Genomic DNA, 19,994 nt, shown 5'->3' with positions numbered 1-19,994 from the left:
CACCGAACTACCAAGGCTAACATCAGATCCCATCTGTACGGCGGACCGCAGGGGTGGAATCCTCATCTCGTGCGGATTTATTCCTAAGCCGTCCGGGGTATATAACCCCTTCGGACCGGAACCATCCGGGATGACGGGACGAGTTGAACGTCCCGTCGATCACATCTTTCGTGTTCACATCCGAATGCCCTCGTACATATAAGGGCGTCGGATCGCCGCCCAGCCGGAAATCGCATCCGGCAAGGGCGTGTGCGATCACAACTGAACGCCCACGCACGTATAAGGGCTCTGGACTGTCGCAACCGGGAACACCGGTCGCGAACACATCCATAGTGGAACCCTCGTGTACGGATAAGGCCGTCGGATCGTACCGACGGACACTCCGTGGGTGGATGTGAGACATCCCCCGCGCCGGGTTTCGGCCGGAGGGAACGTGGCGGTGTACGCCACGTCGTTCGCATTCCAATCGATGCCGGGTACACATATAAGACCGTCGGACCAGACTGATATCGGAACCCGCTACCATACCACGGTTTTCCACGAGAGGGTCGCATCACTAATACTAATAAATGCAGTCGCTCCTCGAGCAAATCGACTCAGGGCTGCAAAGGGTGTCACGCGGGCGGAGGTCGGCCGGTCATCCCGCCCTTGTAGGGAGTCGGACCGAATGATACCCGCGCGAGTCGCACTCGAGCGCGCACGCGCAAGAAGGCTTCGTGTCGACGGTTCGACGGCGGAGACCGGGGAACGCATCGATGCCGATAAACCACGTGCGTTGCAAGGTGGAGACGAATGGTCCGGGACCCGTTCGCTTCGGAATCGACGCCGGCCGCGGAGGAGATCTGCTCTGCGCTGGACGATCCCGACTGCCGTGAGATCATCCGAAACCTCGAGGAACCCATGACCGCATCGGAGCTGTCGAAGCGGTGTGAGATCCCGCAGTCGACGCTGTACCGGAAACTCGAGTTGCTGACCGAGGCGACGCTGCTCGAGGAGTCGACCGAGATTCGACAGGACGGACATCACGCGAGCAAGTACTCGGTCGCGTTCGACGAGATCACGCTCGGGTTGGACGAGGACCGGTCGCTGACGGTCCAGATCGATCGGCCGGCGCGGACGGCGGACGAACGGCTCGCGGACCTGTGGTCGGAGGTGCGAAAGGAAACATGAATCCATTTCCCGCCGGCTCGGCCGAGATCATGCTCGCGCTGGCCGTCGTCAAGACGCTCGTGCTCGTGGTCGGGGGCATTATTACGTACTTCGCGTTCAAGGCGTATCGACGGACCCGCCAGCGCGCGTTAGGCTATCTCGCGGGCGGGTTCGGCCTCGTCACGCTCGGGTTGGTGCTCGCCGGCATGTTGTACGAACTCCTCGGCGTCGAGCTCGCGACGGGGATCCTGCTCGAGAGTCTGCTCGTGTTGGCCGGCTTCGTGGTGATCGCGTACTCGCTGTACGTGCAGTGAGACCGGAGCCGTCTGTTCTTTCGGAGTCGGTACCTACCAGCGGAAAGTGAGAAACGAAGCGCGAGTACGGAACGCGGGCGGTCGCCGCGTCAGCGGTTCAGCGTGTGAATCGCATGTCCGAGCGCGTTTTCGGCGGCTTCCATCACCGCTTCCGAGAGCGTCGGGTGGGTGTGGACCGTCGACGCGACGTCCTCGAGAGTCGCGCCGAGTTCGATCGCGAGGCCGAGTTCGGCGATCAGTTCCGAAGCTTCGGGGCCGACGATCGAGGCGCCGAGGACGTAGCCGTCTTCGTCGTCGGCGACGATTTTGACGAATCCGTCGGAGTCCCCGGTCGTGAGCGCGCGGCCGCTGGCGCGGAACGGGAACTGACCGATCACGGTCTCGAAGCCGGCGTCTTCGGCCTCGGATTCGGTCATGCCGACGGTTCCGATTTCGGGATCGGTGAAGACGGCGGCCGGCATTGCTTGGTGGTCGAGAGCGGCGGGTTCGCCGGCGATCACTTCGGCGGCGACCTTGCCCTCTGCGCTGCCCTTGTGTGCGAGCATCGGTTCGCCGGCGACGTCGCCCGCGGCGAAGATGTGGTCGACGTTCGTGCGTGCGCGCGAATCGGTTTCGATGAACCCGCGGTCGTCCGTCTCGAGACCGGCTTCCGCGAGATCGAGCGTGTCCGAGACCGGCTGGCGGCCGACGGCCACGAGTACCTTTTCGGTGTCGAGTTCGAGACGTTCGTCTTCGACGGTTTCGGCGCTTCCTCCGTCAGCGGCGGCCTGCTCGGCCGGTTCGGCGACGACGCGGATACCGTCCTCGCCGTCGCGGTCGTGCCACTCCGTCGCGGTATAGCCGAACTCGAAGTCGATTCCGAGATCGTTCGCGCGTTTCTTGACCGGGCGTTTGAGGTCGTCGTCGTAGCCCGGGAGGATCGAGTCGAGCATCTCGAGGACGGTCACGTCGGTCCCGAGTTTGGCGAAGACGCTCGCGAGTTCCATCCCGATGTAGCCGGCCCCGACGACGACAAGCGAGTCGGGGACGGACTCGAGCGCGAGGGCCTGTTTCGAGTCGAGGACGGGTTCGTCCCCGTATTCGAAGTTCGGAATCTCGATGGGCCGCGAGCCGGTCGCGATGACGGCGTGTTCGAACTCGAGGCTCTCGGAGCCCTGCCCCTCGCCGCTGTGGGAGACGCGGACGGTGTTCTCATCGGCGAAGCGGGCGGTTCCCTCGAGCAGGGTGACCTGATTGGCCTTGCAGAGCTTCTCGACGCCGCCGGTGAGTTGGTCGACGACGCCGTCCTTCCAGTCCATCATTCCGGCGAGGTCGATCGCGGGGTCGGCGTGGATGCCCATCTCCTCGGCGGTGGCGGCTTCGTGGGCGACGTCAGTCGCGGTGATCAGCGCTTTCGAGGGGATACAGCCGTAGTTCAGGCAGGTCCCCCCGTAGGCGTCCTTCTCGACGAGCGTGACGTCGAGATCGAGTTGGCCCGCGCGGATCGCGGCCACGTAGCCGGCGGGGCCCGCGCCGATGACCAGTACGTCGGTTCCGGTGGTGACGTCTCCGACGACCATCAGTTATCCTCCTCCGTCGCGTGTGTCGTGCGTAAACTGTGTGCGTCCATATTCGGTAGCGTTGGCTTCGATCACTCGAGCAATAGTAGGCCGGGGTTCTCGAGGTACTCCATGACGGTGTTCGTAAACTGCGCGCCGACGGCCCCGTCGATCAGCCGGTGGTCGAACGACAGCGACAGCGTCAGTACCGAGCGGGGTTCGATCGACTCCTCGCCCGTCTCCTCGTCGACCACGACCCGGGGCTTGCGCTTGATCGCGCCGATCGCGAGGATGCCCGCCTCGGGGTAGTTGATGATCGGGGTGGCGTACTCGCCGCCGATCGCTCCGACGTTGGTGATCGTAAACGTCGAGCCCCGCAGTTCGCCGGGGCTGATCGTTCTGTCGCGGGCCTTCTGGACGACCTCGTTCATCTCCGAGGAGAGCTGCAACAGTCCTTTCCGGTCGGCGTCCTCGACCACCGGTACCATCAGTCCGACATCGGTCGCGGTCGCGACCCCGATGTTGTAGTAGTCGCGGTAGACGATCTCCTCGTTTTCCTCGTCGATGACCGCGTTCATCTCGGGGTGTTCGTTCAGCGCCGCGACGACGGCCTTCATGATGAACGGCATGTAGGTGAGCCGGATGCCGCGCTCCTCGGCACGCGGTTTGAGTTCCTCGCGTGCCTCGACGAGTTCGGTTACGTCGACCTCGTCGTGGTGAGTGACGTGGGGCGCGCTGTACTTAGACTCGACCATCGCCTCGGCGATCCGCTTGCGGACGCCCCTGAACGGCTCGCGGCGTTCGCGCTCGCCCTCGGCGAACTCGGTCCCCTTCGTCCCCACCCCCTCACCGGCTTCGACCGCGTCCCGATCCGCCTCCTGTGCCCGCTGCTGGGCGTTCGCGTACTCCTGTACGGCTTCCGGCGTGACGAACGCCTCACCGTCGCGCTCCTCGGTCGTCGGGACGGAATCGATGTCGATCCCCTCCTCGTCGGCGAGCCGCCGGGTCGCGGGCGCGGCCAGTGTCTTGTCGCGATCCGCCGACTCGACCTGTGTCGGCGTCTCGGTCCGTTGGGTACTCGAGGCCTCGGCCCCTGCCGCGGAAGCCGATCCCTCGCCGGTGCCAGTGGTACTCGCAGCGCTCGAGTCGCTCGTGCTCGATTCAGCGCCGGCCGTATCAGATGTGGCTGCGGCTGCGGGTTCGGCGGCCTCCGGCTGGGCCTGTACCGCGCCGTCGCCGGCCCCGCCGGTAGCGGCCTGCACGTCGGCCGCGGTGATTCGACCGCCGGGACCGCTCCCTTCGAGACTCGAGAGGTCGATCCCTTCCTCGCGGGCCAGCCGGCGCACGCGCGGAGGTGCGAAGACACGATCGTCGGGCGGCGCGACCGCTTCGGTGTCCGCCCCGGTCGCGCCGGGGTCGCCGGCAGCGTCACCGGTTTCCGCTTGTGGCTCGCCCGGTTCGTCGACGCCGGCGGGTTCGCTCGTCTGCTCTCGCTCCGATTCCGTCTCCGTCTCGGCTGCTCCTTCGGTTTCTCCCGCTACATCAAAGGAGATGATTACCGTCCCGACGGGGACGACCGCACCCTCCTCGACGTGTAACTCGCGGACCGTGCCGTCGACCGGCGCGGGAACCTCCACGAGGGCTTTGTCCGTCTCGACCTCCGCAACGGGTTGGTCCTCTTCGACTGTCTCGCCCGCTTCGACCAGCCACGAGACCAGTTCGCCCTCCGCGACTCCCTCGCCGACGTCCGGTAGTTCGAATTCCCTAACCATGATCAGAACTCCACGGCGTCTCGAATGCCGTCCTCGATGCGCGCCGGCTCGGGCAGATAGTAGTCCTCGAGCGCGTACAGCGGGAACGGCGTGTCGAAACCCGTGATACGCTCCACCGGGGCTTCCTGATACAGTAGGGCTTCCTCCTGCAGGGTCGCGGTGATCTCGGCTCCCAGTCCGCCGGTCTTCGGTGCCTCGTGGACGACCGCGGCGCGGCCGGTCTTCTTGAACGAGTCGACGATCGTCTCCTCGTCCAGCGGCGAGACCGTTCGCAGGTCGACCACCTCGGCGTCGATCCCCTCGTCTTCGAGATTCTCGGCGGCCTCGAGCGTCGGCCGGGTCATCGCGCCCCACGTGTAGACCGAGATATCGCTTCCCTCGCGGCGGACGGCCGCCTCGCCGAGGGGGACTTCGTACGATTCGTCGGGGACTTCCTCGCGGAAGGCCCGGTAGATGAGTTTTGGCTCGAGGAAGAGCACCGGATCGGGACTCCGGATCGCACTGGTCAGCAGCCCCTTGGTGTCGTAGGGGGTCGACGGGATGACGACCTTGAGCCCGGGCTGGTGGACGAACATCGCCTCGGTGGATTCGGAGTGGTGTTCCGGCGCGCGGATCCCGCCGCCGTAGGGGGCGCGGACGACCAGCGGACACGTGTATCGTCCGCGCGAGCGCGTCCGCAGGCGCGCGGCGTGGGAGACGATCTGGTCGAACGCGGGATAGATGAAGCCCATGAACTGGATCTCGGGGACCGGCCGCATCCCGTAGGCGGCCATCCCGATCGCCGTCCCGACGATGCCCGACTCTGCGAGCGGCGTGTCGACGACCCGGTCCTCGCCGAACTCGTCGTAGAGCCCTTCGGTCGCCCGGAAGACGCCGCCGTTCTTGCCGACGTCCTCGCCCATGACGATGACATCGTCGTCGCGAGCCATCTCGGTGTGTAATCCGTCCCGTACCGCCTGTACCAGCGTGAGGTTCTCCGAGCCTGATTCTGCAGCCATAGTATCACTCCAAGAGCGCGTCGTCGCCGTGGTCCTCGCGGATCGATTCGAAGTACTCGAGCTGTCGCTGTAGCCGTCGGGGCATCCCCTCGTAGACGTGGGCGAAGATCTCCTCGGGCTCGGGCCGCTCGACCGATTCCGCCGACTCGATCGCGTCGGCCACGTTCTCCTCGATCCGCGTCTCGATCGCGTCGACCCGCTCCGCGTCGAGGGTTCCCGTCGACCGCAGGTAGGTCTCGAGGCGCGGGATCGGATCCTTCTGCTTCCAGCGTTCGACCTCGTCGTCGGTCCGGTAGACCGAGGGATCGTCGGCGGTGGTGTGGGCTCCGAACCGGTACTGGACCGCCTCGATGAGCGTCGGCCGCAACTCGTCTTCGCCGGGATCCCTGGCTTTCTCGAGGGCTTCCTTCGTGACCTTGTACACCGCGAGCGGGTCCATGCCGTCGACCTGCACCCCCTCGAAGCCGTAGGCGGTGGCCTTCTGGGCGAGCGTGGCACTCGCCGTCTGGCGCTCGCGCGGCACGGAGATGGCCCACTGGTTGTTGTTACAGAAGAACACGTTCGGCGTGTCGAAGACGCCGGCGAAGTTCAGCCCCTCGTGGAAGTCGCCTTCGGAGGTCGCGCCGTCGCCGAAGTAGCAGACGAAGGCCTTGTCTTCGTCGCGGAGTTTCGAGGCCCACGCCGCGCCGGTCGCGTGGGGAATCTGGGTCGCGATGGGGACCGCGACCGAGAAGATATTGACGTCCTCGGGCATGTAGTTTCCGCGCTCGTGACCCATCCAGTAGAGCAGGGTCCGCTCGAGGGAGAGGCCCCGAACCAGCCCGACGCCGTGTTCGCGGTAACTGGGGAAGACCCAGTCCTCCTCGGCCAACGCGTGGGCGCTGCCGACCTGTGCGCCCTCCTGTCCGGACAGCGGCGGATAGGTGCCCATCCGCCCCTGTCGCTGGAGGCTGACGGCTCGCTCGTCGAACCGGCGCACGAGCCGCATCTGCTCGTACATCTCGACGAGTTGGTCGTCGGTGAGGTCCGGAACCTCGGCACCCTCTCGGACCCGACCCGCCTCGTCGAGTATCTGTACTCGCTCGCGGGGATCGCGCTGTAACGTACTCACGGGACAACCCACCTGTACATACCCTAATGAACTATCGCTCAGGATAAAGGAGTTTCCCAAAAGTAGGTTACTGTTCGTCGGATTTTTGCCGGACGGCTGTACGCCTCCGTACCAGATCTCGACAACAGCGAACAGAAGTGCGCAAAGTCGACCGATTTCTTCCGGTTGTGGAAGGTGACTCTCGAGCGCGAGCGACTGTCGGCGCGGGCGATCAAACGAAATGGACTCCCCGTGGCTCGTGGTCGGAACGAAGCGTCGCCCGGCAGGTGGCCGCGGTCGCGAGCGCTCTTAGGACTCGGTCTGTTGTGGCCGGGTACGACGCGCGTCGGCTCTCGCTTCCGCGACGCTCTTGCCCTCGCGCAAGACGGCGTCGACGAACAGTTCGCCGGCCTTGTACGACGAGCGCACCATCGGGCCGCTGGCACAATAGAGGAAGCCTAACTCATCTTCGGCGACGCGTCGCCACGTCTCGTACTTATCGGGGTGGTCGTAGCGCCGGACCTCGAGGTGGTCCCGCGAGGGCTGCAGATACTGCCCCAGTGTGACGATATCGACGCCGCGTTCGCGCAGGTCCGCGAGCGTCTGGTAGACCTCGTGGTCGTACTCACCGTGCCCGAGCATGACAGAGGTTTTGGTGTAAATGTCGCTTTCCCGACCGACCTGCTCGAGGACCGACAGGCTCTGCTCGTAGCCGGCGCGGCGGTCACGAACGGGATACTGCAGCCGCTCGACGGTCTCGACGTTGTGGGCGATCACGTCGGGTTCGGCGTCGATGATCTTCCGGACGAGTCGCTCCTCGCCCTGGAAATCGGGGATCAACACCTCGACGAGGATGCCGGGGTGGCGGGCCTTGATCTCGCGGATGGTCTCGGCGAAGTGGCCCGCGCCCTGATCGGGGAGATCATCCCGGTCGACACTGGTGAGGACGACGTAGTCCAGCCCGATTTCGGCGATCGCTTCGGCGACGTTTTCGGGTTCGTCGGGGTCGAGGGCCTCCATCCCACCGGTTCGAACGTCACAGAAGTTACAGCCTCGAGAGCAGCGATCACCCATCAGCATGAAGGTGGCCGTGCCGCCGCCCGACCCATCGCCGTCGGACCCGCCTCTGCCCGACCAGCACTCGCCCAGGTTCGGGCAGTTGGCCTCCTCGCAGACGGTGTGGAGGTCGTGGTCCCGCAGCGTCTCCCGGATGCCGGCGAACTCCCGTCCCGACGGCGGGCGACTCTTCAGCCAGTCGGGCTTGCGCGCGCGGCTCATATCCCCACATGGGTCCGCGCGGTCAAAAACCGTGGTGGTCCCGCGGCTCGTTTCGAGTCGGCCACGACGTGACACGTCGGTATGGAGCAGCAAACCGCCCGAAAATCGGCCGCGTCGCGGGTAACCGGTCCGTTCCCCCGATAGCTTTACGGACGGGTACGGAATAGGCGCGGCCGATGGCCTTCGGCTCGACGCCCGACTGGTTTCATATCAGCGACGACGAGAGCATCGTCTGGGAGAGCCGTCCGCATCCGTTCGCGATGGGGACCGAGCTCCCGGTCGGGATCGGGCTCGCGCTCGCGGGCATTCTGGTCGCCGGCTGGAGCGGGACCGACGGCGTCGGGCTGCTGACGATACTCGGCGTCCTCGTCACGGTGACCGGGGTGATTATCGCGCTCGCCCGGTATCTCATCTGGACGAACACGCGCTACGTCATCACCTCCACGGAACTCTACAAGAAGCGAGGCGTGATCTCAAGGGACGTGACCCAGTTCCGCCTCGATCGGGTTCAAAACACCAGTCTGCGCCAGTCCGGCATCGGCCGCCTGCTGGGTTACGGCGACCTGACCGTCTACACCGCCGGCTCCGGTGAACCGGAACTGGTCTTCGAACGCGTCCCCCAACCCGAACGGGCCAGCAGCCGGCTCAGCGACCGGCTCGAGGAGACCGCGGCCTCGAGCGAGGAAACGGCCGTCTGATCGCGGCAGAGACCGAACCGACCGCCCACTTACGTCCGCACGCTCGGTGTCATCGAGACTGGACGACCGCCTACCACGGGAACAGTGGCGGCAGCGCGGACCTGACCGCCGACGCCGTCAGTTCGTCGCCGTCCTCGCCGTGGCTCATCACCGGAGCGAGCCCGGCTGCGTCGGCGCCGTCGACGGATCGTTCGTAGCCCGCTCGCGTGTGCGGCGAGAACGGCGATCGGAGGCCCTGCTCTTCCATCGTCCACCGGCCGAACCGCTCGTTGGCGTTCTCGTTTCGCCGCCACTCGCCGCCCTCGAGCCGACTTCCCTCCTCGAACTCGGTCTCGTCGCGCTTTCGCTCGTCGACGTAGAGGTAGTGTTTGGGATACGGGCTGGCGTCCCAGGTCCGGGCGAGGGTCGTCCCGTCGGCCATCACCGCGAGCTCGAGGAAGGTGTACATCGTCGGCGGCTGGACGATGAACGCGGGCACCGCCTCGACGTCCATTCCCGTCGTCTCCAGGAACTCGACCGGCCCGAGTTCGTAGAACTTCTCGCGCATAATCTCGATGTACGTATCGGTGCCGCCGAAGACGACGGCGGCGCGGACGCCGTCGACGCCGTCGACCGTCTCGCGGACGGCGTCGCTCTCGAACCGCTTGTCCTCGACGTCGGCGGGGAGCTTGTCCTTCCCGTCGAACCAGTCGAGGTCGTCGCGCTCGATGATGTCCCTGACGACGTTCTCCTCGCCCGGTTCCCCTTCGACGGCGACGTACGACGGCCGCTCGTCCGCGTTCGTCTCGAGGGCGACGCTCGGCTCCACGAGGGTCCGTCCGTCGGGCGTCGCAAAGGAGAGGTCGATCTCGTTCGCGAGGCGGTACTGCCGGAGGCCCTCGTCGTACTCCGGGAGATGTTTTCGCATCTCCCGGACCGCCTCGAGGTCGTCGGGGAGATCGGTCACGGCGTCGGCGACGAACCACGCGTCGAGGCTCTTGCCGCCGTAGTCGGGCATCGCACTGTTCAAGGAGTCGCCGCCTTCCGAACTGTTCTCGCTGTGGCCGGGCAGCAGCGTGACGGTCGTCGCCGACGCGGCGCGGTCGACCATCAGGACCACCCCCCGCCGAACGCGATCTCGGCGTCCGCGACCGTGAGCAGGAACCGATCCGCGGCGAGGGTCTCGAACCGATACGGCTCGGTCTCGCCGTCGGCGAAGACGAACGCGCCCGTCTCCCCGGCCTCGAACTCCTCGAGAACCTCGGTCCGGACGTAGGCGCCGCGGTCGAACTGGAGGTCCCGCATCGTCGCCGCGAGTCGGGCCCGCCCCACGGGGTCGACCGAGTCGGTCGCGCGGATATTATCGAGGGCGATTCCGCCGCGGTACGCGACCGTTCCGTCCGGCGAATCGGACGAATTGGACCCGGTATCGGCCGGGTACCAGCCGATCTCGAGCCGGGAAACCGCGTCGAGAACGCCGAGATCGATGTCGCTCGCGTCCCAGTAGACGTGTCCCGGCGTCGCCTGCGGAACCGTCACCGGCTCTGACTCGGCGACCGGCTCCTCCGTCAGCCCGTCCTCGAGGAGGTCCGACGGACGATAGAGGCGGAATCTGAAGGCGACCGGCGCGTCGGTCCCGTCGATCCGGCCCGGCGTGACGTCGGCGACGAAGTACGGATGCGTCGAGAGGTCGAGATCGGTGACGGGCCGCGAGATCGTCGGTACCGACTCGCCGTCAGTGGCGACCTCGAGGGCGTACTCGCCCTCGGTGACGGCGATCGGACGGTCACCTCGGGCGACCCGCGACAGCGCGAGGTCACCGTCGGTCCCCCACCCGTCGAGCGTCGACTCGAAGGTGCCCAGCGGGAGTTCGTCTATCGCGTCGCCGATACCGTCAGTCGCATCGCCGATACTCGAGTCGCCGGTCGCGCGGTTCGACGCGGCCGTCCCGAACGCGGCGGCGACGCCGGTTCCCGCGACCGCCGACAGCACGCCGCGGCGCGACATCCGCCGCGGCTTCTCGTTTTCGGACATATACGAGAAGGCAAACATCATCGTCGTATTAATCACTTTTCGAGACCGTCGGCGCTCCTCGAGCGGTCGAACAGGCGCCGCGACCGACGAGACGAGTGGTGCGGTTTCGGTCGCAAATACGTCTCGTCGTCCGGAAACCGGCGATGTCGAGCCCGATCGAAACGCGTCAGATACGGAGATCGAACCACAAAGCACATTATATCAAACCGCTTCCGGAGGCGACACAATGAGTCGACAGTCGACGGTCTCCGACGACTCGGTTCCGAACCGCTCGAGCGTCGCGGCGAGTGCGGGACTCGGCGTCTTTGCCGCCGCGATCGGGTACCTCCTCACATATTTGCTGATCGGTGCCGAAGTTCGACAGAACCTCGACGGCGAAGTCGCCAGTTGGAAGGGCGTCGCGTGGTACTTCTACGAAGCCCACATGGTCGATATCGAGGCTACCAGACAGGCCGGTTCGTTCGGCGGAACTGGTATCCTCAATCTCATCGCCGAGTCGAACAGCGCAAGCGCCGACGTGTTGTACGTGCTCCCGCCCCTAGTGTTGTTCGCAGTCGGTGCGTTTCTGGCCGTGCGATGGGAGACTACTGATCTCGGCGATGCCGTCATGGCTGGTGCTCCGGTAACGATCGGGTACGCCGTGGTTCTCGGCCTCGGCGCGGTCGTTGCAGAAGCCAACACCGAAGCGTCCGTTTGGGGAATCGAGACGACCAGTTCGATCGGGCCGACGCTCCTGCCCGCGATCGTACTTGGCGGGATTCTCTATCCGCTGGTGTTCGCCACTGTCGGGGCTGCGATCGCCACCGCCATCAACGGACAGTAGCGGCGACTCGAAGGAAACGCCTTTGACCCGGCACTCCCCGTTTCCGTGTGATGGAGGTCGCCGAGGTTCTCCCCGAATTCGCCGACGCGTTCGCGTTCGAGGAGTTCAACCGGATGCAACGCGAGGCACTGCCCGCATTACTCGAGTCGGACGACAACGTGGTCGCGAGCGCGCCCACCGCCTCGGGAAAGACGGCGCTCGCGGAACTGGCGATCTGTAAGTCGCTCGCCGAGGGGGGCACCGCGCTCTTTATCGCCCCGATGCGAGCGCTGACGAACGAGAAGGAAGACGACTGGGACCGGTTCGAGGAGCTGGATTACTCGGTCTACGTCGTCACCGGCGAGCGCGACCTGAACCCGCGCCGGGCGCGCCGGGCGGACATCCTCGTGATGACCCCCGAAAAACTCGATTCGGCGACCCGCAAACACGACTCGCGACGGTACGATTTCGTCACGGATATCGACGTCTGCGTCATCGACGAGGTCCACCTGCTCGACGCCGACCGCCGGGGCTCGGTGCTCGAGGTGACGATCTCTCGCCTGCGCCGGCTCTGTGACCCCCGGGTCGTCGCGCTCTCGGCGACGATGCCGAACATCGAGGACGTGGCGGCGTGGCTCGACGCCCCCGAGGAGACGACCTTCGAGTTCGGCGAGGAGTACCGACCCGTAGAACTCAACGCGGGCGTCAAGACCTATACGCACGGCGACAACTCCTTTGCGGACAAGTACCGGCGGCTCTACCGGGCGCTGGATCTGGCCGAGCCCCACCTCCGCGAGGACGGCCAGTCGCTCGTCTTCGTCTCCTCCAGACAGGACACCGTTCAGGCTGCCAAGAAGGCCAGAGACGAGATCGCGGAACGTGACATTCCCATCGGCGCCCGCGGCGACTACGACTTCCACACCGAGTCGAAAGACAAGATCGAGGACGGCACGCTCCGGAAATCGGTGCTCGACGGCGTCGCATTCCACCACGCCGGGCTCTCGAAGAACGACCGCGACCTCGTCGAGGAGTGGTTCAAGGAGGGCCACGTCGAACTCCTCTTCTCGACCTCGACGCTGGCGTGGGGCGTCAACCTGCCCGCCCGCTGTGTCGTGATTCGGGACACGAAACACCACGACCCCCTCGAGGGCGAAGTCGATATGAGTCCCCTCGACGTGCTCCAGATGCTCGGCCGCGCCGGCCGCCCGGGCTACGACGACATCGGCTACGGGTGGGTCATCTCCGACTCGGCGGAAGCCGACAAGTACCGCCGGCTGCTCCGGGACGGCAAGGAGATCGAGTCCCGACTGGCCGAGAGCCTCGAAACCCACCTCAACGCCGAGATCGCGATGGGGACGATCACCGATCTCGAGGACGTGATGGACTGGCTCGAGACGACCTTCTACTACGTCCGCGGCCAGTCCAAACCCGACGACTACGACTTTCCGAACCTCCGCCAGCGGGTCCGGGACTGTCTCGAGGGGCTGGTCGACCGCGGCTTCGTCGAGACCGGCGAGGACCTTTCGATCGAGGCGACGCCGCGTGGCGTCCTCACTTCGAAGTACTATCTCAGGCTCGACACCGCGGCCCGATTCGCGGCGCTGTGTGACCGCGTCGGCGGCGAAGACGGCGGAAGCGCCAATGGCGACGAACTGACGACCGGCGCCATCCTCGAGGCGGTCGCGACCGCCGCGGAGTTCGACTCCGTCTCGTCGCGACAGGACGAACGCGACGCGATCAGCGCGGTCCTCGTCGGCGAGGATACCGACGACCTCGAGGCGGGCGAGCGGAAGGTGCTCGCGATCCTCCGCAGCGCGGCCAGCGGGTCGACCCCCTCCGAACTCCGCAGCGACGCGTGGGTCATCCGCCAGAACGCCACGCGGCTCCTCTCGGCGCTCGGGGCCTTCCTCGATCGGTTCGTCGGCCCCCACGCCGCGAACCTCGCGCGGCGGGTCGAGGCTCGCATCGAGAACGGCGTCGCTGAGGACGCGGTCGGGCTGACCGCCATCGACGGCGTCGGGCCGGGTCGGGCGAGCAAGCTCGCGACGGAGGGGCTCTCGACGCCCGGCGACGTGGTCGACGCGGGCGTCGAGGGCCTCGTCGACGCCGGCCTCTCGGAGGGCGTCGCCGACGGCGTCTACGAGGGCGCACAGTCCCTGCCCGCGATCGATATCGAGTGGGCCCAGTTCCCCGAGACCGTCGCGACGGGCGAGAACGAAGTCTGCGAGGTCACGGTCCGAAACGTCGGCGAACCCGCCCGAGCGGGCATCCGCGTGACCGTCAATAGCGTGGAGATGACGAGCATGAACACCTATCTGCGCGACGAAGAAACCCTCCCGGTCGGCGTCTTCGGTGCCGACGCAGACGAACTCGAGTTCACCGTCAGCGTCGCCTTCCCCGAGGAGCCGCTGGTCCCGATTACGGACACGCGGACCGTTCGCGTTCGGTAATCCCTGAACGACGATCCGACGATGGCTGTAACTGTTCGATAGTCGTTCGATAGCCGATACTTCTTTGCGGTTCTACCCTCGACACTCCCGACATGCAGACCGAGTTTCGGGTGGGAGAAGCGGCGGCCGCGGTGCGGTCGGGGGGTGGGGCCATCGAAACGTGGATCGGCGCGACGGAGTGGACAGGGCGATCCGGCACGGTGCTGTCGCTGGCGGACGATTCGACCGCGCTCGCACTCGTCGCGGCGGTGCTCGCGATCGTCGGTGCCGCGGTCGTCGTTCGGGTTCGGTCCGGGACGGCGACCGACGGGTCCGGCAGTTCCGACGATCGCTCGAGCGACGAACCGGCGAGGAACGACGTCGAGACCGAGCGCAGCCGCGAGGCGTTCGCGGATCGGATCGGGGAGTCGACCCTCGAGCGACTCAAGCCGATCGTTCCCGACGCGGTCGACCGCGTTCGCGAGGTCGCGGCCGACGATCGCGATCCGGATCGGGCGGCGCTCGATCGCGCCGAGCGGGACCTCCGTCGCGGGCTCGAGGACGCGCTCGCCGACGGTCGACTCGACGTGGGACTCACCGCGCCGGACGGCGAGCGCTACGAGGTCGTGAATCTGCCGAGCCGGTACCGCGAGTTCACACTGCCGCCGTCAGGTCAGACGGTCCACGTCGGGTCGGCCGAAGCGGCCGTCCGTGATCGACTCGAAGACGGGACGCTCCGTGAGGCGGCCATGGCCGCCGCGGCTGTCGACGAACACCGTGAGGAAGTCCACCGATACGTCCGTCGCCGCGAGGGGGAGATCGTCGACCTGCGAGACGAGATCGAGGCGACGCTGGGGGACGTCCGCGAACTGGTCGACCGACTCGAGGGGTCGCTGGCCGATCGCGTCGATGACTTCGTACTGGCGGGGCGACACGACGAGGTCGAGGGAGTCGCCGAAATCGAACGCGACGTATCGGACGCGACCCGGTCGCTGCACCGCTGTGCGTTCGACGACGCACAGCGGGAACTTCGAGACGCCCGCGAGGCCGCCGACGAGTTGCTCGTCACCGTCGACCTCCTCGGCGGCCTGATCGGCACGATCGAGCACGGGAGCGGCACGGTCGAGTTGCCGACCGCCGTCTCGACGGCGCTGGTGTCCGATCTCGCGCCGATCATCGAACGGCAGTACGACGTGGACGCGTCCGTCGAGGGGAACGCGATCGTCATTTCCGAACGGAACGCGCTCGGCGGCGAGGGCGACACGACGGGAGTCACGAGCGAGACGGCGAGAGGCGGCGACGGGTCGTCGGCGCGCGAACGGACGCCGACCGGTGGGTCGACGGCCTCGGCGGGGAGCAGGAACCACGTCACGACCGAGTCGGTCGCCGACGAGATCCTGTTCGTCCTCCGGGAACTCGACGGCGAGACCGGCGGCGACACCGTTCAGTGTCAGACCGAGCGACTCCCGACGGGCGTGGCACAACCGGCCGTCCTCAAGGAACTGGCCGCGTTCTGCCGGCGACAGACGGACATCGTCGCCGCGGTCGACCTGCAAGAGGGGGCCCCGCCGGGCTTTCTCGAGATCGAGTTCACCGATCGAACGACGCCGACCGGCGGCCTCGAGACGCTGCGGGAGCGCTTCGCGGAACGCCACGGTGGCTGAGCCGATCACTGCGAAACGGGTCGGCGGCGGAAGACGACCGCTGCGAGAGACGGCGTTACCCGCGTGCCGACGGCGGTGAGCGATCGAATGCTTTCGTTATCGGGCAAATATCAATAATTTTACTACAGGAATGTCCAGTAAATCGCGAACGCTATGTACGGAGGAGTACGATGCGCGAACACCGACGGATCACACGTAATCCTTTAGATAGTTCCGACGTACGGGTAGGGTAGTATCGAGAATGACGAATCTCTGTAAAATCTGTATGGCGCGGGAGGGAGAGTGGGAGCGGGCGACCCTCGTCGAGCACATCCGAGCCGCACACGGCGACGAACCGGCCTCCGTCGAACAGGTGTATCCGGAGTTGCGCGAGGAGGTCTTCGCCGCGGAGTCCGAGTCGGAGTCAACCGACCCCGGGCCCGGACCCGAACCGGGGACGCCGCCCGAGACGCCGAGCGAGGAGTTGCTCGATAGCTCGTACGGCAAGAAGTGGTTCCTCATCGGCGTCGGCGGCGCGGGGAACAACCTCCTCGACGCGATCTTGCTGCGCCGCGAAACGCTGTCGGAGAACAACGAGCGACGCGCGCGGATCTGGGAGGGCGGCCTCGCCGGCTACGGGGCGCTGAACACGAACGTCAGCGAACTCGAGCAGACCTACTACGCACAGGAGGAAAACGACTACAGCCGCAACGACCTGCTGCCGAACTGTATCATCGGCTCGGGTCGACACGATTACGCGGGGGCCGGCTACCGATGGGACATCGGCAGACAGCTCATGGAGGCCGATTTCGAGGGGGACGCCGACCCGTTCCGGGAGCGGTGGGACATGCGGACCGATCACATCAAAGATTCCCAAGCGGTGATGTTCGTCCACAGCGTGACGAAAGGCACCGGCTGCGGCGCGACGCCGGTGCTCGCCGAGAAGCTCAGAACGGAGGTCCTCGCGGACGAGACGATCGTCCCGAAACCGCTGTTCAGCAGCGTCGTCATTCCCTCGGAGGGGACCGAGTACTCGGAGTACGGCGGCCGCGCGAAGGTAAACGGCGTCGTCGGACTCGCGCGCACCTCGCGAGCGGTCGACGCGATCATCCCCTTCGACAACAACCGTCTCGAGAACGTCCAGGCGGACATCCGCCCGCGGATCGACCGCCTCGAGGAGTACAATCCGCCGCAGTACACGGAGATCAACCGGCCGCTCGTGGCGTTTCTCGAGGCGTTTACCATGTCGTCGGTGCCGCAGTTCCTCGATCGGGACGCGACGATGTCGATCATGGGCGACGTGTTCGATCCGGCCGACAGCTTCCGGCCGGTCGAAGACAAGTACCAGCTGAACCCCGACGTGTCGTTTACGCCGGCCGTGATCCTCGCGCCGGTGCTCGGACGGTCGCGGGCGAACGCCATCGATCGATCGAAACTCGAGATCCTCGTTCGGAACGCGCTGTTCCAGAACAAGCTGGCCGAGTTCGATCCGACGACCGCGTGGGGCGGGACGTTCCTGGCGTACGGCCCTCCGGAGAAGATGGACGACGTCTCGGAGTTCGTCGCCGACGGCACGTTGACCGAGATCATCTCCGGCGAGGAGTTCCTCGACGCGGGCGACGTCTCGGGGATCGAAACCGTCGACGTCCACGTCAAACAACTCGTCACGCCCGACCTCGACGACGTCTACCTCTGGGGGACGCTGTGGAACCCGGAGATGCCGTCGCTTTCGGACATGTACGATCAGGCCCAGCGGCTGAAACAGGAGGGCAATAGCGAACAGGCCGAGAACGTCCGCGAGGAGTGGGACGCGGTCGAGGCGCTGTTTTCCTCGCTCGGACGGGAGAACATGGCTTGAGGCAGCGACAGAGATCAATACCCCCAGCCAGAGATTCGACCGCAGCCGCCACACGGGACCGATATGGACCGTTCTGACTCGGTTCATAGCACTCTCCGTCTGCCACGTTTTCAGAAACGACTTTCTTCGATAGAAATCAATCTTGAACTGATATATCAGGGCAGAAGCTTAATCAGGACTTGAGTACATTCGTTCGCTATATAATGGCAGGGGAGGTTAACGGACTCCGATGGAAGATAGGGTGGTCACCGTGGCTCGTGATCATTGGTGTGACAATCGCGTTTACTGTCATCGGAGTAATGGGAGACAGCGTGGTACTGTTCGCCGGTCTCGGTTTGATTGGGGGAGTCGGCATTTGGTACTGGGGCGTCAGGGAAGTCAACAATAATTACCAGCCGTTTATCGAGGGCTTCGTCAGCGAATCGGAACGGAAGGCAAAGCAAGGTATCGCAGTCGATAGCGGCGAGATCTATAATCTGTTGTCCGGTTCAGGCAGTTCACCGATGTTGGTAAAACCGTCTGATACGTATTATAACACCTCTATCGTCCTGACTGATACGTCGATCAGTCTGCATGGAAAAGCGCAATACGATATGGAGTCCCGATCGGGGACAGACGGCGGTTCCGACAAAGAGATCTACTATGATCAGCTGACCGGTGTTCAGTCGAAGCAAACCAAGGGCCACACCGAACTCGAGATTCAGACATCGGGCGGGAACTCGACCACGATACACTCGAATACGAGCGACACTGTCGACGAACTCGTCTCCGAGATCCGGCAACGCATTCGGCGACTCAAAAACCCCAGTTCGAATCGAGAACGAAACGCCGGACCGCAGACGAATCGAAGTCACTCTCGCTCACCAGCGGCCCAGGAAGACCCATCACGAGAACAGGGGACGGAACCGTCACCGGTCACCGAACAGCCGCGCGACGACGAGCCGGTGGCCCCTCGAGACGACCGCGACGAGCCGACAGAGACGGCGGACCATCCGGTGACGACGGTCGCCGATGCCGTCACCTCGCGGACGCGACCGACCGATCCGATCGCCGACGATCTGTGTCGGGTTCTCTCGGACCCCGACCCGGACGAGGAGCAACTCGAGGACGCTCTCGAGGATGCGGTCGACCGACTCGAGCACGCAGGGGCTATCGCCGACGCCGTCGAAAGCATCGACGACCCGACGGTCGACGCACAGCTCCAGTCGGCGAAACGAACGCTGTCCGTGCGCGAGGGGCCGATCGCCGCCGGTCTCGAGCCGGTGTTCGATCGCGTCCTCGAAGGCAGCGAAACGGCGTCGGTCGAAGCCGAACTCTCGGCGACCGAGGCCGAACTTTCGGAAACCGAAGCCGAACTGGAACGGTCCAGAAGAGAGTACGAGCGGATACGGACCGCGGCCGAGACCGTCTGTCGCGAAGCCGACCGAAGCGACGCGCTCGCGTTCCGGGCGGACGATATCGCCGACCGAACCGCGGAACTCGCGGACGCCCTCGAGAGCGGGGCCATCGCGCTCGAGGACCCGAACGCGACGGGACCGACCGAGATGTCGGTCGAATCGATTGCCGCCGATCTCGAGCGCTCGATCAGACCGCAGTCGCCACAGTCCCGGGAGTTGCTCGAGACGCTGAGCGAGCCGGCGTCGGACGACACCGCGCCGGTCCTGCGGTCGACGGTCGACTCGCTCGACGCGTATGCGGACCTGCAAGCGTCGATCGCGGACATCGGCGAGCGCGACGTTCGACGGCGGCTCGACGCTCTCGATGACGAACTTCAGCGGGCGGACGGCGACGTCTACCGGCATCTCGCCGACCGGGTCCGGGAACTCGAGGCGATGCTCGAGCGGGACGGGGTGACCGACGTGCAGCTGTACGCGATCTATCAGGAGTGTACGTTCTACGATCGGACGCTGCTGCCGCGGCTGTCGCGGTCGCTCGGGGGAGACACCGGGGCAGATACCGGGCAGTTGATCGAGGATCTCGAGGAGCGGATCGACGAGATCGAGCGCGAGTACATCGACGTACGGGCCGATCACAACCACACCATTCCGCGTCACTTCCTCTCGCTGGCCGACGACCTCCGGGCCGAGGCCCAGCGCGTCGACGGCGAGAGTCCGATGCGGGCGGTCGGCCTCTGCGCGGCGGCCGACGAGGTGCTCGGACACGTCGAGGCGCTCTACGAGCGAAACGAGTATAGCGTCATGCTCCGCCGGCTCCGGGGGTAGGTCGAATCGCGGATCGCGCTGGTTGGCGACCGAAGCGGATCGGTGAATGCAGGTCGAGTTTTCGGCCGACTCCGGACGAGACGGCGAACGTCCGTCGCCGAGTGCGGGGTCGCGACCGCCAGTCACTGAACCGACTCGGATTCGGGCCCAACTATCTTATCACTGATATATATTGTCGATATATTCTATC

At 65.7% G+C, this 19,994-nt stretch carries 15 protein-coding genes; 8 read left to right on the top strand and 7 right to left on the bottom strand.

Features of this window, described 5'->3' with window-relative positions:
* Positions 1 to 792: 792 nt before the first annotated feature.
* Both ACT4ML_RS12375 and ACT4ML_RS12370 read left to right on the top strand, forming a co-directional pair.
* Complete coding sequence (locus ACT4ML_RS12375) at positions 793 to 1,170, top strand: winged helix-turn-helix domain-containing protein (RefSeq protein WP_006431791.1); 378 nt, start codon at positions 793 to 795, stop codon at positions 1,168 to 1,170.
* Entirely contained in the window at positions 1,167 to 1,463 is a 297-nt protein-coding gene (locus ACT4ML_RS12370) for a DUF7521 family protein (protein WP_138243570.1), read from the top strand. Before ACT4ML_RS12375 ends, ACT4ML_RS12370 begins: the two co-directional genes overlap by 4 nt.
* Positions 1,464 to 1,552: 89 nt before the next feature.
* Here the strand turns inward: ACT4ML_RS12370 and lpdA are convergent, their stop codons facing one another.
* The 5 genes from lpdA to lipA form a co-directional block, all read right to left on the bottom strand.
* Positions 1,553 to 3,022, bottom strand: coding sequence for a dihydrolipoyl dehydrogenase (gene lpdA / locus ACT4ML_RS12365; protein ID WP_444721144.1), 1,470 nt, complete (start codon positions 3,020 to 3,022; stop codon positions 1,553 to 1,555).
* 71 nt (positions 3,023 to 3,093) lie between these two features.
* A complete protein-coding gene (locus tag ACT4ML_RS12360) occupies positions 3,094 to 4,773 on the bottom strand; it encodes a dihydrolipoamide acetyltransferase family protein (RefSeq protein ID WP_444721143.1) in 1,680 nt (559 codons plus the stop codon).
* 2 nt (positions 4,774 to 4,775) lie between these two features.
* Positions 4,776 to 5,771 (bottom strand): alpha-ketoacid dehydrogenase subunit beta, encoded by a 996-nt coding sequence (locus ACT4ML_RS12355; protein WP_444721142.1) that lies wholly within the window; start codon positions 5,769 to 5,771, stop codon positions 4,776 to 4,778.
* A gap of 4 nt (positions 5,772 to 5,775) precedes the next feature.
* Positions 5,776 to 6,882, bottom strand: a complete 1,107-nt coding sequence (gene pdhA, locus ACT4ML_RS12350; protein ID WP_444721141.1) for a pyruvate dehydrogenase (acetyl-transferring) E1 component subunit alpha — start codon at positions 6,880 to 6,882, stop codon at positions 5,776 to 5,778.
* Between the two features lie 288 nt (positions 6,883 to 7,170).
* On the bottom strand, positions 7,171 to 8,139 hold the full coding sequence (lipA, locus tag ACT4ML_RS12345; protein ID WP_444721140.1) for a lipoyl synthase: 969 nt from the start codon (positions 8,137 to 8,139) through the stop codon (positions 7,171 to 7,173).
* A gap of 176 nt (positions 8,140 to 8,315) precedes the next feature.
* Between lipA and ACT4ML_RS12340 the strand changes: the two genes are divergently transcribed.
* On the top strand, positions 8,316 to 8,837 hold the full coding sequence (locus tag ACT4ML_RS12340; RefSeq protein WP_444721139.1) for a PH domain-containing protein: 522 nt from the start codon (positions 8,316 to 8,318) through the stop codon (positions 8,835 to 8,837).
* A 70-nt stretch (positions 8,838 to 8,907) separates the two neighbouring features.
* Here ACT4ML_RS12340 and ACT4ML_RS12335 read toward each other — a convergent pair whose 3' ends face one another.
* Together ACT4ML_RS12335 and ACT4ML_RS12330 are read right to left on the bottom strand one after the other, a co-directional pair.
* A complete protein-coding gene (locus tag ACT4ML_RS12335) occupies positions 8,908 to 9,927 on the bottom strand; it encodes a hypothetical protein (RefSeq protein WP_444721138.1) in 1,020 nt (339 codons plus the stop codon).
* Complete coding sequence (locus ACT4ML_RS12330; RefSeq protein ID WP_444721137.1) at positions 9,927 to 10,850, bottom strand: hypothetical protein; 924 nt, start codon at positions 10,848 to 10,850, stop codon at positions 9,927 to 9,929. The genes ACT4ML_RS12335 and ACT4ML_RS12330 overlap by 1 nt, the downstream gene beginning before the upstream one ends.
* 226 nt (positions 10,851 to 11,076) lie before the next feature.
* Between ACT4ML_RS12330 and ACT4ML_RS12325 the strand changes: the two genes are divergently transcribed.
* The 5 genes from ACT4ML_RS12325 to ACT4ML_RS12305 all read left to right on the top strand — a co-directional run bounded on the left by ACT4ML_RS12325 (position 11,077) and on the right by ACT4ML_RS12305 (position 19,804).
* The gene (locus ACT4ML_RS12325; protein WP_444721136.1) at positions 11,077 to 11,673 is read left to right on the top strand and encodes a hypothetical protein; all 597 of its coding nucleotides are present in this window, start codon (positions 11,077 to 11,079) and stop codon (positions 11,671 to 11,673) included.
* A gap of 50 nt (positions 11,674 to 11,723) precedes the next feature.
* Entirely contained in the window at positions 11,724 to 14,102 is a 2,379-nt protein-coding gene (locus ACT4ML_RS12320) for a DEAD/DEAH box helicase (RefSeq protein WP_444721135.1), read from the top strand.
* Positions 14,103 to 14,194: 92 nt separating this feature from the next.
* The gene (locus ACT4ML_RS12315; protein ID WP_444721134.1) at positions 14,195 to 15,745 is read left to right on the top strand and encodes a hypothetical protein; all 1,551 of its coding nucleotides are present in this window, start codon (positions 14,195 to 14,197) and stop codon (positions 15,743 to 15,745) included.
* Between the two features lie 241 nt (positions 15,746 to 15,986).
* Positions 15,987 to 17,582, top strand: a complete 1,596-nt coding sequence (locus tag ACT4ML_RS12310; protein WP_444721133.1) for a cell division protein FtsZ — start codon at positions 15,987 to 15,989, stop codon at positions 17,580 to 17,582.
* A 944-nt stretch (positions 17,583 to 18,526) separates the two neighbouring features.
* Positions 18,527 to 19,804, top strand: a complete 1,278-nt coding sequence (locus tag ACT4ML_RS12305) for a hypothetical protein (RefSeq protein WP_444721132.1) — start codon at positions 18,527 to 18,529, stop codon at positions 19,802 to 19,804.
* Positions 19,805 to 19,994 lie beyond the last annotated feature (190 nt).

This window comes from Natrinema sp. LN54 (genome assembly GCF_052439245.1).
Classification (GTDB): Archaea; Halobacteriota; Halobacteria; order Halobacteriales; family Natrialbaceae; genus Natrinema; species Natrinema versiforme_A.
The sequence above is the reverse complement of the archived record's forward strand: the minus strand, read 5'-3'. Positions and strand labels throughout refer to the sequence as shown.